We start from the raw sequence: 16,701 nt of genomic DNA, 5'->3' as shown, positions 1-16,701 counted from the left end.
AACTCCTGTTATTTATACTATTGTCATTAAGCTGTCAAGTAATTCTTCAATTTTATTAATATATTTTGCTGCTGCTGCATATGACTGCTGATATTTAATTAATTTAGCCATTTCTTCATCAAGCGAAACTCCAGAAATACTTCGATCAAGAGTCTGCAGTTGTTTTAAAACTACATCCTGATTATTTTTCATCTGCTGAGATCTTGATGATTCAGCCCCAACAGAAGTTACAATTGTTCTAAAATAGCCTTCAAGAGAAGCACCTTCTATAACTTCATCACTATTAAATAAATTAGCAAGTGCATTTGCATTTTCACCATTACCAATTGCTTTATCCAGACTGATATTTCTTTTGCCTGTATCATTAACTGTTAAGGTAAAGTCACCAGTATTAATCCCAGCTGTAATATCTGCTGTTATATCACCATTTACGTCAACATTTAATTCAACATTGTCACCAGGATTAACTGTTACTGATGAATCAGGATCTGGAGGATAAGCCTTATTTCCATCAGAATCATTAATAGTTAAGTCAAATTGGCCCCCACCAGCATCGGTTACTTCAACCTGATAATTACCGCTTAAGTTATTTCCAAGAGTATCAAGTTCAACAAAAGTATCAATATTTTTATTTCCAGCTGCTATTTTACTGAGTCCATTTTCTAAATCCTTGATAGCCGCTGTCAGATCTAACTGAGCAATTGCGCTCTGTTCACTGGAACTGTCAATTGGCTTAAAGAAATTTTCACCATCAACACCATTAGCGTCATAACCAGCCTGATGCTGCTTATTAAACTCAGTCACCATAGTTTTGGCCATCTCATTAAGCCTGCCTGCATAAAAGTCTAACTTCTCATCTCGCATATCCATCCAGGCTGCTATTTTACCATTTGTAGGTTTGATTTCAGTTCCAGTCCGGGTGTGGATTAGCTTATCTTCCATCCTCGGAATACTGTTATCATCAGTATTACCCTTAGCTGCTAGCTCATAAGCATCTGATCCATTAACCAGCTGCATCCCCTGAGTTGAAACAATCAGGTTACCCTGAGCATCCTGTCTGGACTGTACATTAATCAATTTACTTAAATCTTTATAAAGGGCATCTCTCTGATCCAGTAAATCATTGGGATTCTGTCCACTGCCCTTAATAGAAACAATCTGTTTATTTAAATCAGCCATTTTTTTAGTAATGTTATTAATATCTGCTGCTGCATTAGAAAGATTCTCATTAATACTCTTCTTATAATCTGTCAGCTGATTATTTACACTCTGGAAAGAGTCAATTACATTTCTGGCATTTTCTCTTACCATATTCCGGGCTGCATCATCACTGGGGTTATTACTTAAATCCTGAAGTGAGTTCCAGAATTGATTGATAGCACTGTCAATTCCCGAATCAGAAGGTTCATTTAGAATATATTCTACCTTCTCTAATCCCCGCTGCATTTCTTCCCAGTACCCGGAAGTCTGAGTTTCATTAAAAATCTGAGAGTTTATAAACTGATCCTTAACCCTCTCAACCTCTGCAATTTCAACACCTGTACCAAACTGTCCGGCTCCTCCATGATTGGAAAGCCCGGGAGCTGTATAAGGGTAAGAAGCCTTATGTACTGCTCGCTGTTTATTATAATCTTCATTATTTGCATTTGCTATGTTATGTCCTGTTACATCGAGTGATTTGCGCTGTGTTTCCAGTGCTCTTAACCCGACATGCAGGCCGCTGAATATATTCATTATCTTCCCACCTTTAGCCCTGTTTATTTATAATTCTCGGCTGTTCTTTCTTCAATTTTGCATCTTTAGAATAAGTAGTATCCTGTTCTTTAATGCTCTTTACTATTGTTTCAAATGAAATTTGATTTAACTCTATGGCCTGCTCGAGAAGTTTTTGATTCTGTTCATTTAACTCATGAGATTCATCAGTCAATTCTATCAGTTCTTCTCGAATGGGATTCAAATCTTCTCCCCAGCCTTCAGGCAGTTTTTCGATTAAGCTGCTGTAAGAATCTTTTTCCAATTCAATTTCAAATTCTTCTTTGATCTCCTGAATTTTATCATTTCTTTCTTTATCTTTTGTTTCTATATCTGCAATTACTTCTCTATCATTTTCTACTATTTCCATTAATCTATCTGTATCGTTATTTACTAAAGCTTCATTTTTCTCTTCTGCAATCTCAAAAAGTTTTTGATAGAGAGCCTTCTCTTCCTTTAAAATACTTACTAAATCCTTTTTTAGCTTCTCTGACATTTAATACACCTGCTCAACATTATTTAGAATTTTTGCAGCTAACTTTTTACTGTCAACCTGGTAGTTACCGGATTGAACTTTTTCTTTAAGTTCTGCAACTTTTTCTTCTCTAATCTGAGGTATCTTTTTGAGTTCAGCTCTAGCAGTCATGATTTCTTTAGCTTTAGCAGAAATTTGGGTAGTGTCATCTTTAGTCTGCTTTTTCTCAGTCTGCTTCTGCTGCATCTGTTTATAATATTGATTTATTTTTCCTGCTTGAATGTTATCAATTTTCATGGCTGCTCCCTCCTAAAAGGTAATTCATTTTTATCTTCTGCTACTAATATCGTCAGAGTGGTGGAATTCTTAAACTTGATTTAAGGGCATTTTAGGTGTTCTACAGTGATTAGAAATGATTATGTAATTTTTACTCTTGTTTTTAGCTTAATTTAACTTTTTGCATTTTATTTTGAATTAGAAAAATTTTGATGGCTAATTAAAAAAGGATAATGATATTATTGCAATAATATCATTACCCTAATGGATTTCTTCTAATATTTCTTTACCCTTTTCTAGATATTGGTCAATATTTCTTTTTTGGGGTTTCTTGATATTTCTTTCCTCTTTAGAGAGTTCATTAATCAAAATATCCATCTTTTCATCAGAGTTTATCTCTAGATGAGAGAATATAGATGAGGTAGCCATAAAAATCTCTCCCTTCATAATTTCTTTTACTATTAATAGTTTATCATATAATTATTTTTTTGTAAATTAATTTGGAAATTTTTTCATCTTAATAGTTGTTTTTAACAAACAAATGTATTATAATTAAAGTAGCAATTTACGAAAGGGGAGATAAACATGAGTTACTATAAATCCAGAGAAGAATTATTCAGTTATTTTAATAAGCATTCTGCCGAAAAAAAAGACGAATTAGACTGTCATAAAACTAGATCTCCTCTGCTTAAATCATACATTGTAGAAACTTCCTGTGTTAATAAGAAGAAAGATTTTTTTGACGAAATCAATAATCATTATAACTCATCTGAATTACAAGGTGATATTATAGAAATTGATGACGATCAGGAAGATGATAAACCAGCAGCCTGGATTGAAAGCTTTAGTGATAGATATTTTATTTTTTACTCAACAAGAACTACCGAAATTATTGAAAATAAATTGATGAAAGTTATTCAAAATTCTCCTCTTCTTGATACTTTATGGCTGGCGGATTCATTCTATTATAATTTCTATACTTATATCAAAAATAATTTTAATGATTATCGCTATGTCAAACTAAAAATGAAATATGACAGTGAATTAAAAACAAATATAAACAAAAATTTCATAAGCGAAGATACGCCCGAAGAACTAATTGAGGATTTAAAAAATATTGAAACTCATAAAGATTTTAATTTAAGTGAAAGTATAAATAATCTAAATAAAATACTACCTGAATTGAGAAAAATGAAATATTGGCCGGCAGCAAATTCAATATCTATGCTCAGAATTCCTGCAAAAAGTGGTGGAGGAATTGACTTATATAATAATGGAAAGATAACTAACCGCAGCAGGAGCTTTATTGATTTACACCACAATATAAAATTCCTTCTCGATAATTACAGTTATTTAAATAAATTATTAGAAGAAAAATCATGGTTAAAACAGGAAAAACACAACTTCCAAAGCAGTGGTTATACAATAAAAGGCAGTCCAGTAATTATTGAATTTGAAAAAAGTCTGGATTTAACTATCTTCAAAAACTTTATTTATAAAATCTTCCAGCAAAGAAATAAAAATTTTAGACTCTGGGGTGAACCGCTAAAAATTTCTGAGAAAAAATATCATGTTTATGGTTTAGATCTTCACCTCTGGAAAGAAGTTTTTCTGGAACTAACTCCCGATTTATTTGTTTTGATTTTACCAGAAGGAGTCTGTGGCAATACAATAAATAGGTTTATCACCAATATTCAAACCTTTTTAGAACCTAACTTTGACGTATATATTGGGGATGAATCTTATGATAAATTTCTCGAAAAGAGCTTTCTTGAAGGAGGCTTAAAGTCATGATCAATATTTCTTTAGAAAAAAATCCTTTGATGCAGTTAAATTTATTAATCTGGATGTCTTTAAAAGGGAGAGAAAGCTGGATAAACCCATATTTTAATAATAAAGGGTATGATATACTTGTTATTGAACCAGAAATGACCTTACCTCCCCGTCATATAAATGTTTTAAATCAAAATAATATTCAATTTATAGATAACCCAAAACCTGAAGTAATATTTATAAATAAAAATAAGAAAAATTTTCTTATTATCGAATGTAAAAATCAGTGTTTTAATCTTGATAATAATAATACTAGATCTACAAAACAGGCCACTTCTTTTTTAATATACAATGCAGATTTAATTTCAGAAAGTTTTGGTATTGAGGCTGAAAATTTTTATGGTCTCTTAAATTATAATTTTGTTAAAAGTGATTATCTTTCTGAATTCTCTGAGACAATAATAGAATTAAGCAAAGATTTAGGTTCATTGTTTAATGAAAAAACAAATCTGCCTTCAACATCATATTTTTCGGAAGAAGATAATAACCTTTTCCTTAATTTTATAGATCCAGACAATTCATTATCTGATATGAATTTTAAAGACAAAGTTAGAGTAATGAACCTAGAAAAAAATACCACTCTTACCCCACTTTATTTAATACCTCTTGATAGTTCCGGTGAAACTGATGAATATGGGGAAATTGTATTTTATAAAAGACTAAAAAGCAATTTTGGTGTTTTCCTTGGACAGCTTGATTATTCGGATAATAATGAAGAAGTGATTTTAGATATAGAAACAGATATTCTTGAAAATGTGATTAAAATCTGGAACAACTGGAACAATGCTGAAACTAAAAGATTTATCCGGAATAAAGCTAGAATTTATCTCAACAAAATAATTTCTATTTTAGATCAAAATATTGAAAATTTCAATTATAAAAGTATTAATGACGGATATAGTTTAGATATAAAAGATAGAAATACTATTACCGATCTTAGAAAAGAATTTCTAAAAGTAGAAATAAAAAGAGAAGATGAAGCTGTTAAAAAACATCAATTAAGTTTAAATCTCAATAATCAGTAAAAACCTCATCCTTCTCACTTTTTTAATCTTTTACACTAAAGAAGTATCAGGAAACTTAAGCTGATTAAGAATCCTGATACTTTAATTCTTCTCACTTATTTAACTCTAAACTTCTTAATTAATGTCGCAAGATTCTTTGCCAGTTCAGTTAAATCCTCTGAGGCTCCGGCAATTATTTTGGTTGACTTAGACTGCTCCTCACTTGCAGAAGCAACACCTTCTGCATTATAGGCAGCTTCTTCACTGACTACAGCAATTTCTTTAACAGAATTTTTTGCTCCTTTGCTGTCAGTATTCATTTCTCTGGTCATCTGATCAATCTCATGGACCAGCTGATCCAGATTTTTAGAAGTCTCAGTAATTTCGGCAAATAAATCAGCAGTATTATTAATGTTAACTACACTTTCTTCTACTTTTAGTTCATTTTCCTTCATTTTATTTACAGTCTGATTAATTCCTTTTTGAATAGAGGCAATCAAATTAGCAATACTTTTTGTAGAAGCTGCCGACTGTTCTGCCAGCTCCCTAATTTCATCAGCAACAACTGAAAATCCTCTTCCTGCATCACCGGCTCGGGCTGCTTCAATTGCTGCATTTAAAGCCAGCAAATTTGTCTGAGCTGCTATATTGTCAATTAGATTAATAATCTCTCCAATTTCTTCCGAAGACTCTCCCAGTGAATTAATCAGCTCAGAGGTCTCTCTAATATTGTCATTTACTTCTTTAAAACTATTTTCCGAGCTCTTTAAAGAACTATCTCCTTTTTTAATATTCTCCATAACCTCTTTTGACTGTCCGGCCATCAAATCAGAATTATGGCTGACCTGACCAATATTTTCTACCAGCCTTTCAAAAATAGAATAGACTTCCTCCACCTGAGCCGACTGTTCTTCTGCACCTGATGCAATCTGCTGAATAGAATTACCCACTTCCTCTGCAGACGCTGATAATTCTTCTCCGGTAGCAGTTAACTCCTGACTTGACTCACTCAGTTCATCAATACTGTCATCAATATTTCCAATCAGACTTTTTAAGTTGTCTCTCATCTTTTTAAATGAAGTAGCTAAAACTCCAATTTCATCTTCTTTTTTAAGGTAATCGCTTTTAATTTCAAAAGTTAAATTTCCTGCTGCAATTTCCTCAGCATAAATGCTTAGATCTTTTAGCGGCTCTGTCATTTTAAGGACAAAAACAAAAACCACCGCCAGAAATATAAAACCAGCTATCAAAGCAAAGATTCCTGTAGAATAAGTAATTCCGGACTTCATTGATTCCACAAAGTCTGTCGAGGTTCCTAAAGACCAGATTCCGACAATTTGATCGTTATCATTTCTTAAAGGCATATATGCTGTCTGATAACTTTTCCCCAGTACATTTGCGGCTCCAGTAAAGCGTTGTCCTTTAAAAACTTTTTCTTTAACCTCAGCTGAAACTGGAGTGCCTACTGCTCTATTTCCATTTTCCTGCACATTAGTGGCAACTCTCTTTTCGCCAGCAAAGATTGTCACAATATTTCCCTGAGAAAGTTTTCCAATCAAATCAACAATTTGATTGTTATTATTAATCAGAGTCTCTCCCTTATACAATTGCTCTCCCCTCAACCTCCACTGTCCAGGAAATTTGGAATCGATAATCTCATATCCCAGCTCTAAATCCGAAACTGCTTTAACAACTGCCGCCTCATTTGCTTCTTTGGAAGCAACTCCCTGAATTCTATAGATTATTCCACCTGTCAGCAGAATAATCCCGATACTTACCAGCAGTAAAATTTTATACTTGATTGATATTTTATTAATTTTCATTTTCTTTTTCTCCTTATAATCTAATTTATATTCTTATTTTCTTATTGATAACAATTATCGTATAATTAGGAAAAAAGTAAAGTGCTGGATAAGCTCGAAATGGGCTAAAATTGACATTAAAAAGAAATTTGCTTCTATTCGCATTCAAAGTTGATGTCTTTACTTAGAATTGATCAAACTTATAAATATACAAATAATAGAAAATAAATGATTGAATTTGTTGTTTTAAACAAACAAATGTATTATAATATAATTAGTAATTAATCAGGAAGGAGCAATATCATGCTTAAACTCCCTTACGGTCTCAGTAACTTTGCTGAAATTAGAAAAAATAACTATCTGTATGTCGATAAAACTCAGTATATAGAGCTTTTAGAAAGCTATGGTGAAAGATATATCTTTTTTCTCCGCCCCCGCCGTTTTGGCAAAACCCTCTGGCTTTCAACGCTGGAACACTATTATGATCTTGCTTATAAGGATCAGTTTAATGATCTCTTTTCTGATTTATATATCGGTAAAAACAAAACTAACCTTGCCAGCAGCTATTATATTTTAAAATTTGATTTTTCCGGAATTGAAAGAAAGAATAATCTGGAAGAAGATTTTTTCAATGAAATTAAAGTTACTATCAACAGTTTTATGGATAAATATAATTTGGATTTTAAATTTAGAGAAACTAATACAGCTCAAAGCTATCTACAGAACTTTTTAACTAAATTGGAAGACCAGAGCAACAATAATGTTTATGTTCTCATTGATGAATATGATCACTTTGCCAATGAACTTTTGAGTTTTGAAACTAATGAATTCAATAATGTTTTTAGCAAAGGTGATTTTGTCCGTAAATTTTTCGAGGTGTTGAAGAAAAAAACAACATCTGGAATTATTGAGCGTATTTTTGCCACCGGTGTGACCCCTATTGCTTTAGATAGTATGACCAGCGGCTTTAATATTGCCTCTGATTTAACTACAGATCCTAATTTAAACCAGCTTTTAGGATTCACAATTAAAGAAGTATGTGCAATTATTGACCAAATCACTACTGAAAGTTCAGATGAAAAAGTTATCAGCTTCAAGCAGAAGTTTAAAGAAAGTCATGCCAGGTATACAACTTTCAACAAGAAGGAAATAATTAAAAAATTAAAAGATTATTATAATGGATATTCTTTTAGTCCTGAAGCAGAAAATAAAGTATTTAATAGTGACATGATTCTCTATTACTTCAATTCTTTTCTTCGTAATTCTAAAGAACCCCTGGAATTAGTTGATAAAAATATATCCAGCGACTATTTTAAACTGGAACATCTATTTTTACTTAAAAATAAGGAAAATAATTTTGAAGTCTTAAAGAGTATTTTAAAAGAAGAAATCCAGGAAGCAAAAATTAGCAGGGAGTTTAACTTGAATTCCAGATTTAATAGAGAAGATTTCATTTCACTGCTCTTCTATCTCGGCTTTTTAACAATCAGCAATCATGAATTTAATTTAACCCAGTTTGAAATTCCAAATTATGCAGTTAAGGAAATCTATTTTGATTATTTTGCGGAAATTGTTTCTCGAGCCAGCAATTTTGAAGTAGACAACTTAAAAATTAAAAAGAGCATCATCCAGATTGCTAAAAAAGGAGAAATTAAAGCATTTATTGAAATCATAGAAACAATTCTAAGCAAACTTTCTAATCGAGATTTTATTAAATTCGATGAAAAATATATCAAGATATTGATGCTTTCCTATCTGATGCTGCCTGAAATATATAATGTAAAAAGTGAGTATGAAGTAGAAAATGGCTATTTAGATATAGCACTTTTTAAAAGAATGGATGAGGTAAAATACGAAGCACTTATAGAACTGAAATATATTAAAAATAATGATTATAAAAAAAGCGGCGATAAACTACTTAAAAAATCAGCAGCTGCAGCCAGAACTCAATTACTTAAATATTCAACTGCAGAAGAATTTAATGAAATTAAAAACTTAAAGAAATGGATTGTTATTTTTGCCTGTAATGAGGCTGTTTATGTTGAGGAAATTAAATAACTTAATATAATAAAAGCTTTTTCTCTCCTTGCTTTCTGCATACTTAAATATTCTAACCATCTTGTAATTCCTCCATATTTCTGAGATTTCTGATCATTTAAAAATTTATCACTCAATACAAAAGTTATTTTTTTTATTTCTTCCAGTTTCTTTTTACCGTCTTTTTTAGACATATCTACAAATAACTTAGAAATAAAGAAATATATTTATCAATTTGATAAATAACAATTAATGTCGGACAAAGCTCAAAAACCGGCTGAGATTTAGCCCGGCCGGTTTTGTTTATTCTATACAGCTTTCAATTAGTGCTTCAAAAAATCTATTATTTCTTCTTTTGAATCTGCAGTTATAATTTTTTCGCTTAAATCTTCAATTTTACTCAGCTCAGCCTTATTAATCAAATCAATAATTTCATTATCGGGGTTACCAAATTTTGCCTTAATTTGTCTGATCATAAGCATTCTTGCTTCGTCATTCTTACCCTGCTCTTCTACATATTTAAAAAATTTAACCATTTTGCGATCCCTCCATAGTTCTATCATATTTTCACTGCTTAAAAATTTGTCACATAGCACTATAGTTAATGCAGCCAAATTATTCTTAAAATTTTGATCGGCATCCAGCTTATCTTCCAGCTCAATAGTTTCTTTAACCCTTTTTACCAGATCCTGATCACTATTCATCAGCGGAAGAAATATTAAGTCAAGATAATTTATCTTTTCCTTCTTTTCTATTTTTTCTTTTAATTCTTTCATCTTTGCTTTTCCATCTTTATCAGACATATTAACAACAATTGTATTGTAACCTAAGCTCCCGGCATCAAAAGTTGCCTCTGAAGCTGGATAACCCTTAATACATAAAATTATAGTCCGAATATTATCTCTATATCTATTATACAACTTTAAGTCATAGGAAGCAAAACGAATCAGATCATCAACAGAAACCTCTACCTCTTCTTCTAAATGCAAAATTGAACCATCTTCCAGTTTAAAATTCAAATCCATTCGTTCTGCACTGGTTTCGATCTCAGCAAATTCAGTTTCCAGATAAGAGGCAATTCCAGGCAACTCGACCTTTAAAAAATCAGCAATGTCATTCTTAAAGAGATTAAAAGAGTCTTTAAACACAAAATCATAGTTGTGAGCCGTCACATCAAACTCCTGCATTAAATTTCCTCCTTTTCTAATATTTATACTATTAAAAGTATATCATAGAATAATTTGGAAATAAAGTAAAATAATTATTTAGTGAATAAAAAAATATAAACTACCCATAATAAAAGAATAAGAAATAGAGTGACTTAATATTTTTTGTTAAAATAACTTGATAAAGATAAAAGCTAAATTAGTGTCATCCACCAAATAAAAGCTATAAAGTTAAACGCCTTAGAAAAGTTAGCTAAAATAACTTAATGAGAAAAAGGCTTAAACCAGGCTGAAGAACACGATGTTCTGAACTGCCGACGAGAAAGGAAGTCTCATACAACAGGTAGCCTGATTTAAGCCTTTTTTGAATTTTAGTTATTTCTATAGTTTTATTTGAAGTTTAATTTTATAGCTTTTATTAATAATCGGCTATCGGCTTCACAGCCTTAACCAGCTGATCAACTACTCCTACAAGTTTATCCAGTTCTGGTTTAGTTATCTGAGCATCTGCTCCAACTTCCTTACCTTTGTGCAGCAGATCTTCACTAATTAAAGAAGAAAAGATAACTGTCGGCAGCTTTCTCAAATAGCGGTCCTCATGAATCTTTCTTATTAGAGTATGACCATCCATATTGGGCATCTCAATATCAGTAATAATACCCTGGACATGGTCTAAAACACTGTCCTCTGGATATTTTTCCTTGATTTCTAAAAGATGATCTAAAAGCTGTCTGCCATCACTGAAAATTTTAAAATCCTGATAACCTGCTTCCACCAAGGTATCCTTAATCATATTTCTAGTTGTTGGCGAATCATCTGCTAAAGCCAGAGTCTTATTCTTTCTTCTTGCTCTCAAATCAGCAGAAGCCTCCGGTTTAACATCTACATTATTACCCAGCTTGGGCTGTAAGTCTTCTAAAATCTTTTCAAAGTTTAAAAAGTTGATTAAATCTTTATCATCTGATCTGATAACACCATTAACCAGTTCTCCCATCATCCGATCAGGTGGCTGAATATCATCCCAGCCAATACGGTCAATACCAACCACATTGTCAACCGCAAATAGGATCTTGGTAGCATTAAACTCGGCCAGAATAGCCATGATTACGCCATCGTTTTCTATCAGTTCTGAATTCAAATAGGAACTTAAGTTAACGATCATTATTACATCACCGCGAATATTGGTCATTCCCAGTATCACATCAGACTTTTCGGGAAGTTTTTTAATATCTCCTTTTTTAATTCGTAAAATCTCTCTTACCTTTAAGACATTTATAGCATATGAACTATCATCAACAATAAATTTTAATATTTCTAATTCTCCGGTCCCACTTTCCAGTAAGATATCCTGTTTTTGTTTCATCATTTGCCCCCTCAAACTCTCTCTTTTTAGTTATTATTCCTAGTATATAATAATTTAACTGATTTTAACAGTCTTTGTCTTAAAAAATAAAGTTTATTCTACATCCGCTTCCAGAAACTGAAGGAAACTCACAATTTCTCTTCTGACCTTTTTGTAGTCAGCAGGAAAATTTTCCAGTAAGATAGCAATTTTTTTAGCTGAATATTTGTGTGCATAAACATTTCTAACTACATGTCTAAATGCTCTGTATTCATCAAGTATGTTTCTACTCTCTTTAGAAATGACAGCTGGTCTTAAATTTTTGATATTTAAAGCCATTTGATCCAGGAGTTCTTTGTGCCAGGACGAACCTTCTGGTATATTTTCATCTATTTCTCTTGCCACTTCTAAAAATATTTTCTCAAAACCTGAATAAAGACCGTGTAAATTTAGAGCCACACTATCCAGGTAAAATTCATCACCATTTGTTTTATATTCTTTCCAGACTGTTTGAATCCTATCTTTTAGCTGGTCCAATTCATTCAGCTCATCTTCAACCTTGGCAATAAAAGTTAAAATACCTTTTTTAGTCATAATTCTACACCCCGCTCTTTAATTTCTTTTTTGAAGGACTCTCTACATTCTTTATAATCAAGGAGATCAACTTCAAATCCACTTATAATATTCATTACTTCTGCATATGCTTTATAAAACAGCTCATCTTTAAGTCCAAAAACAGCCAGATCTACATCTGAACGCAGGTAAAACCTATCTTCATCTAAAACAGAGCCAAAGAGTATTACCTTTTCTGCCTTATATTTTTCTTTTAGTACTTTAGCTGCTTTTTTTGCCTTATTTAGGGCTTCCTGTCTCCGCTCTGCCTTTTCCTCTTTTTTGCTGTCCTTAAATAAAAGTGGATATTTTTTACTCATGATCTCACCTGCCTTCTATTTTATCTTCCACAACATTTTTTATACTTTTTACCACTACCACAGGGACAGGGATCATTGCGCCCGACTTTTTCCTCTGTTCTGATGATTGTCCCCTCATTATTGCGGGAATATTCGTCATTTTCATCGGCTGAGTTAAAATCTCCGCCTGCAGACTGATTAAAAAAATCAAACAGGCCATTATCTTTTCTGGCAGCTTTCTGGTCTGTTAATTCAGCTTTATAAACTTCAAGTCGATCTTTTTCTTCCCCGTGGATTGTGCCCAGAATTATTAGAGTCTCTAATAAATATTCAGGTAGATTTTGAATCTCTTCCACGACCAGATAATCATAACCAACCTTACTTCCAATTTCCTGCAGAGTCAAAACAAACATTTCATGAAAATCAAGAATTCCATTTTCCCAGTATTCTATTGTTTTTCCCGCTGCCTGATTGGTAGCAAACTGTTCTAAACCACTGCTGACAAAAATATGAGTAGTTGAATCACCGGCTTCCAGTCCTGCTGTTAAAGTTTCAAAAGAATAACCATCAATCTTTTCCAGGGCTTTGACAGCATCTTCACAGACAAGATCACTCTGTTTTTCGTCTACCAACTCTATAATTGTCGGCACAGCCTTAACTGAATTAATTTCAATCAAATATTCAAGCATCCGGCTTATTGAAGCTGCATATCTATTATTTTTTAAATGCTTGATTATCCTGTCTTCAAAAACATCTCCGCTCTCAAGAAATAGCTCAACTAAAGCAGCTGGCAGATTTTCTCTGTCCAGAGTTATCTGCTGCCAGAGATAATCCTGATCCTCTTTTGATTTACGAATCATTTTTTGATAATTATTATCCTCTAAAACAACTAATAACATTACCACCAGTTCTAAACTAAAAAATCTGACTGAAAAATGCTGCTGAATTGTTTTTTTATTATCCAGAATAAAGTTTAAAAGATAAAGCAGCCAGTAATCCTCTTCCCGCAGCTTTTCTTTTTCTTTATTTAAAAATTCTAGGTCAAAATTATCCAGTTCCAGTTTTTCTGAAAAATTATAGCGCTGATTTAACTCTGCCATAATCTTTTCTGCCAGTCGAAAAATAAAATCAAAATATTGATTATTCTGATGTAAACTGCAGAGTTCTGCTCCCAAAAAGGAATTCAGCCGCTCTACTCCCTTGTTTTGAGGATAGTAATATTTTAAAGTTTCCAGCGAATCTTCCAGCGGCTGCTGCTGCCAGAAATTCATAAATAAATTGCTGAACTCTTCTGCTTTAAATAAGGTGTTGAATTCAGATATTACTTTTTCCTGATCAAATTTTTCCTGTTTTTTCGTCAGAGTTTCTAAAATAAGATTAATATCTTTTTCATCTTTATAGGAAATGAGGGCGTTCATATAGCTTTCCATAAAGGGAAACGGGGAGCTTAAATCTTTATCAAAATATCTCAGCATAGCATATGCCTCATCTGTCTGCAAAATTTCCAGAGCTTCAATTACTACTAAAAAAGTGTTAACATTAGTTTGCCGTCCATCTATCTGCAAAAGAAGGTTGACAATTTTATTCTTCTGCTTTCCTTTCTGGGCCAGCGCTCTGAGTATATGTGCCTGCATCTCAAAACTGATCTCAGTTTTTCCTTCTACCAGTCCAAATAAGAAATCAGAATCGATTAGCTTCCAGTTTTCTCGCAAGTAAGTCATGATAAGATATTTCATCCGCTCAATTTTTTTGATCATTTTTGGCTGAATAAATTTTTTGGTGTACTTATATGTAGTCTCAGAATTTGGATAAAATTTAATCAGCTGTTTGTAGGCCCACTGCTGAACCAGGCTTTCCTTATTCTCACAGAATCCTGCATAATCTTCTTTTGTAAATAAAAATTCTTTCATTATCAATTCACCCTGTTATCTAGTATTTTTTTATCTCATTTTTATTATATCATATAGCTAACAAAAAGCCACTACCCGCGGTGGATAGTGGCTTAATAAGTCTAGATTAGTCATTAAATACTGGTTCTCCGGTCTCAATAACTATCTGGTGGTGATGATCTCTAAGCGCATCTTTAAGCTTAGTCTGTTTTTCCAGATTATCAATGAGATTATCTATTTTGCCGTCTATAATGCTCATTTTTATTTCGTTAGTATCAGTTTCAATGCGCAATACTCTTAGCAAATGATTATTTTTGCCTAATAATCTTTCTATTTCTGCCACATCAGATTTTAATTCTGAAATATCCGCCTTTAAAGAAGACACATCATCTTTAACTCCAGAAATCTCTTCTCTTACAATCTGTCTGATACCATCTAAAAGCTCCTGATCCAAAGTTAACACCACCTATCTCTTAATCGTTTCCATGAGCGGCATTTGATTTCTCCATCTATTAGCTGTATAAATAAGCTGTAACGAATTTAATTATTAAATAAATTATATCACAGCAGCTGATGATAATAAAGAAATTTTAACTTTGTGAATTAATGAACCTGTACCATAATGAACCTGTACCAGGTACTAAAACACGATTTTGTGTCAGGTACTAATAGTTTAATTTCCCAGCGTTATTTTTCGACATATATCGACAAGTAAACGGTAGGTGCACATTTTAGAGATAAAGATCCACTTCTCGGGCCGCTTTTCTACCTTCATCAATGGCATTAACAATCAGGCTCTGGCCGCTTCTCATATCACCAGCAGCGAAAACTCCTTCAACATTAGTTTTAAAATCACCGTAATCTGCTTTGACATTAGAGCGCTGATCCTGTTCAAGACCGGCAGCTTCAATGATATTTTCTTCCGGTCCCAGAAAGCCCATTGCAATCAGGATCAGATCTGCAGGCCATATTTTTTCGGTACCCGGCTGTTCGATTGGAACAAAACGGTTATCTTCATTTCTTTCCCAGTTGATTTTAACTGTTTTGACTCCATCAATAACTTTTTGACCGTCAATCTCTTCAGTTATTATTTCCTCGGTCATGATTAAAAACTCTCTCGGATCAGAGCCAAAAACTTCAATTGCTTCTTCCTGGCCATAATCGACTTTTAGAGTTTTGGGCCATTCCGGCCACGGATTATCGGGCTGACGCTCATCCGGTGATTTAGGCATAATCTCAAACTGATTAACAGTTCTGGCACCCTGTCTGATGGCAGTTGCCACACAGTCAGTTCCGGTATCACCACCACCAATCACAATTACATCCTTATCTTCAGCAGATATATAGTCCTCATTTTGATCTCCCAGGATATGCTTTGTATTGGCCTTCAGATAATCAACTGCAAAGTGAACTCCGGCTGCGTCTCGACCCGGAACTTCAAGATCCCTCGGTTTTGTTGCACCACCTGTCAGAACAACTGCATCAAATTTCTGCTTCAGTTCTTCCAGACTTAGATCTTTACCAATTTCGGTTTCGGTAATAAATTCTACTCCTTCAGTCTCCATAATATCCAGACGCCGCTGCAGCACTTTTTCTTTATCCAGCTTCATATTGGGGATACCGTAGACTAAAAGCCCACCGATTCTATCCTGACGTTCATAAACAGTTACTTGATGTCCCAGCTTATTTAGCTGATCTGCTGCTGCCAGTCCAGCCGGGCCAGAACCAACTACAGCTGCTGACTTTCCGGTTCTAACTTCCGGCGGTTCAGGCTGAATCCAGCCTTCTGCAAATGCTTTTTCGATAATCTGATATTCATTAGCTTTAATTGTAACTGCCGGATCAGTGATTCCCAGTGTACATGATCCCTCACAGGGTGCAGGGCAGACTCGGCCCGTAAACTCAGGGAAATTATTGGTTTTAAGCAGTCTTTTAACCGCCTCTTTCCATTTACCCTTATAGATTAAATCATTCCACTCCGGAATCAAATTGTTAACCGGACAGCCGGAGACCATACCACCAATCTCCAGTCCGCTGTAACAGAAGGGGATACCACATTCCATACAGCGGGCTCCCTGAATTTTAGCAGCTTCCTCGCTAAATTTATTTTTAAATTCTTTCCAGTCCTTGACTCTCTCTTCTGGCGGGCGTTCTCTGGGAACTTCCCGCTGATATTCCATAAATCCAGTTGCTTTACCCATTTTATCTCCTCCT

General features: G+C 33.3%; 16 protein-coding genes. 3 read left to right on the top strand and 13 right to left on the bottom strand.

Features of this window, described 5'->3' with window-relative positions:
* Window positions 1-12 precede the first annotated feature (12 nt).
* From flgK to DFR79_RS01085, 4 genes are all read right to left on the bottom strand, one after another.
* Window positions 13-1,734, bottom strand: coding sequence for a flagellar hook-associated protein FlgK (flgK, locus tag DFR79_RS01100; RefSeq protein WP_243727675.1), 1,722 nt, complete (start codon window positions 1,732-1,734; stop codon window positions 13-15).
* A gap of 13 nt (window positions 1,735-1,747) precedes the next feature.
* A complete protein-coding gene (locus DFR79_RS01095; protein WP_133513649.1) occupies window positions 1,748-2,248 on the bottom strand; it encodes a flagellar protein FlgN in 501 nt (166 codons plus the stop codon).
* Window positions 2,249-2,524 carry a flagellar biosynthesis anti-sigma factor FlgM gene (flgM, locus tag DFR79_RS01090; RefSeq protein ID WP_133513648.1) on the bottom strand — a complete coding sequence of 92 codons (276 nt, stop codon included), beginning with the start codon at window positions 2,522-2,524 and terminating at the stop codon, window positions 2,249-2,251. It lies immediately after the preceding gene.
* A gap of 240 nt (window positions 2,525-2,764) precedes the next feature.
* Window positions 2,765-2,932, bottom strand: a complete 168-nt coding sequence (locus tag DFR79_RS01085; protein ID WP_166637929.1) for a hypothetical protein — start codon at window positions 2,930-2,932, stop codon at window positions 2,765-2,767.
* 156 nt (window positions 2,933-3,088) lie between these two features.
* On the opposite strand from DFR79_RS01085, the gene DFR79_RS01080 reads away from it, so the two are divergent.
* Window positions 3,089-4,297, top strand: coding sequence for a hypothetical protein (locus DFR79_RS01080; protein WP_133513646.1), 1,209 nt, complete (start codon window positions 3,089-3,091; stop codon window positions 4,295-4,297).
* Complete coding sequence (locus DFR79_RS01075) at window positions 4,294-5,361, top strand: hypothetical protein (protein WP_133513645.1); 1,068 nt, start codon at window positions 4,294-4,296, stop codon at window positions 5,359-5,361. Before DFR79_RS01080 ends, DFR79_RS01075 begins: the two co-directional genes overlap by 4 nt.
* Window positions 5,362-5,456: 95 nt before the next feature.
* Here DFR79_RS01075 and DFR79_RS01070 read toward each other — a convergent pair whose 3' ends face one another.
* Window positions 5,457-7,163: a methyl-accepting chemotaxis protein gene (locus DFR79_RS01070; protein ID WP_166637928.1), complete on the bottom strand. Its 1,707-nt coding sequence runs from the start codon at window positions 7,161-7,163 to the stop codon at window positions 5,457-5,459.
* A gap of 282 nt (window positions 7,164-7,445) precedes the next feature.
* Between DFR79_RS01070 and DFR79_RS01065 the strand changes: the two genes are divergently transcribed.
* Complete coding sequence (locus DFR79_RS01065) at window positions 7,446-9,200, top strand: AAA family ATPase (RefSeq protein ID WP_133513644.1); 1,755 nt, start codon at window positions 7,446-7,448, stop codon at window positions 9,198-9,200.
* On the opposite strand, the gene DFR79_RS01060 is transcribed toward DFR79_RS01065, so the two are convergent.
* The 8 genes from DFR79_RS01060 to DFR79_RS01025 form a co-directional block, all read right to left on the bottom strand.
* The gene (locus DFR79_RS01060; protein WP_133513643.1) at window positions 9,179-9,373 is read right to left on the bottom strand and encodes a hypothetical protein; all 195 of its coding nucleotides are present in this window, start codon (window positions 9,371-9,373) and stop codon (window positions 9,179-9,181) included. The two genes, DFR79_RS01065 and DFR79_RS01060, sit on opposite strands and share 22 nt — an antisense overlap.
* Window positions 9,374-9,502: 129 nt before the next feature.
* The gene (locus tag DFR79_RS01055) at window positions 9,503-10,366 is read right to left on the bottom strand and encodes a hypothetical protein (protein WP_133513642.1); all 864 of its coding nucleotides are present in this window, start codon (window positions 10,364-10,366) and stop codon (window positions 9,503-9,505) included.
* Window positions 10,367-10,763: 397 nt separating this feature from the next.
* The gene (locus tag DFR79_RS01050) at window positions 10,764-11,711 is read right to left on the bottom strand and encodes a chemotaxis protein (protein ID WP_133513641.1); all 948 of its coding nucleotides are present in this window, start codon (window positions 11,709-11,711) and stop codon (window positions 10,764-10,766) included.
* Window positions 11,712-11,801: 90 nt separating this feature from the next.
* Window positions 11,802-12,281, bottom strand: a complete 480-nt coding sequence (locus DFR79_RS01045; protein WP_208107470.1) for a hypothetical protein — start codon at window positions 12,279-12,281, stop codon at window positions 11,802-11,804.
* On the bottom strand, window positions 12,278-12,619 hold the full coding sequence (locus DFR79_RS01040) for a nucleotidyltransferase family protein (protein ID WP_133513640.1): 342 nt from the start codon (window positions 12,617-12,619) through the stop codon (window positions 12,278-12,280). The genes DFR79_RS01045 and DFR79_RS01040 overlap by 4 nt, the downstream gene beginning before the upstream one ends.
* 20 nt (window positions 12,620-12,639) lie before the next feature.
* Window positions 12,640-14,508: a YecA family protein gene (locus DFR79_RS16355; RefSeq protein ID WP_279512856.1), complete on the bottom strand. Its 1,869-nt coding sequence runs from the start codon at window positions 14,506-14,508 to the stop codon at window positions 12,640-12,642.
* Between the two features lie 106 nt (window positions 14,509-14,614).
* Window positions 14,615-14,941: a hypothetical protein gene (locus tag DFR79_RS01030; protein ID WP_133513639.1), complete on the bottom strand. Its 327-nt coding sequence runs from the start codon at window positions 14,939-14,941 to the stop codon at window positions 14,615-14,617.
* A 277-nt stretch (window positions 14,942-15,218) separates the two neighbouring features.
* A complete protein-coding gene (locus DFR79_RS01025; protein ID WP_133513638.1) occupies window positions 15,219-16,688 on the bottom strand; it encodes a glutamate synthase subunit beta in 1,470 nt (489 codons plus the stop codon).
* Window positions 16,689-16,701 lie beyond the last annotated feature (13 nt).

This window comes from Halanaerobium saccharolyticum, from assembly GCF_004362045.1.
Classification (GTDB): Bacteria; Bacillota; Halanaerobiia; order Halanaerobiales; family Halanaerobiaceae; genus Halanaerobium; species Halanaerobium saccharolyticum_C.
Note: the sequence above shows the minus strand (reverse complement) of the source record. Positions and strands in the feature narration are given on the sequence as shown.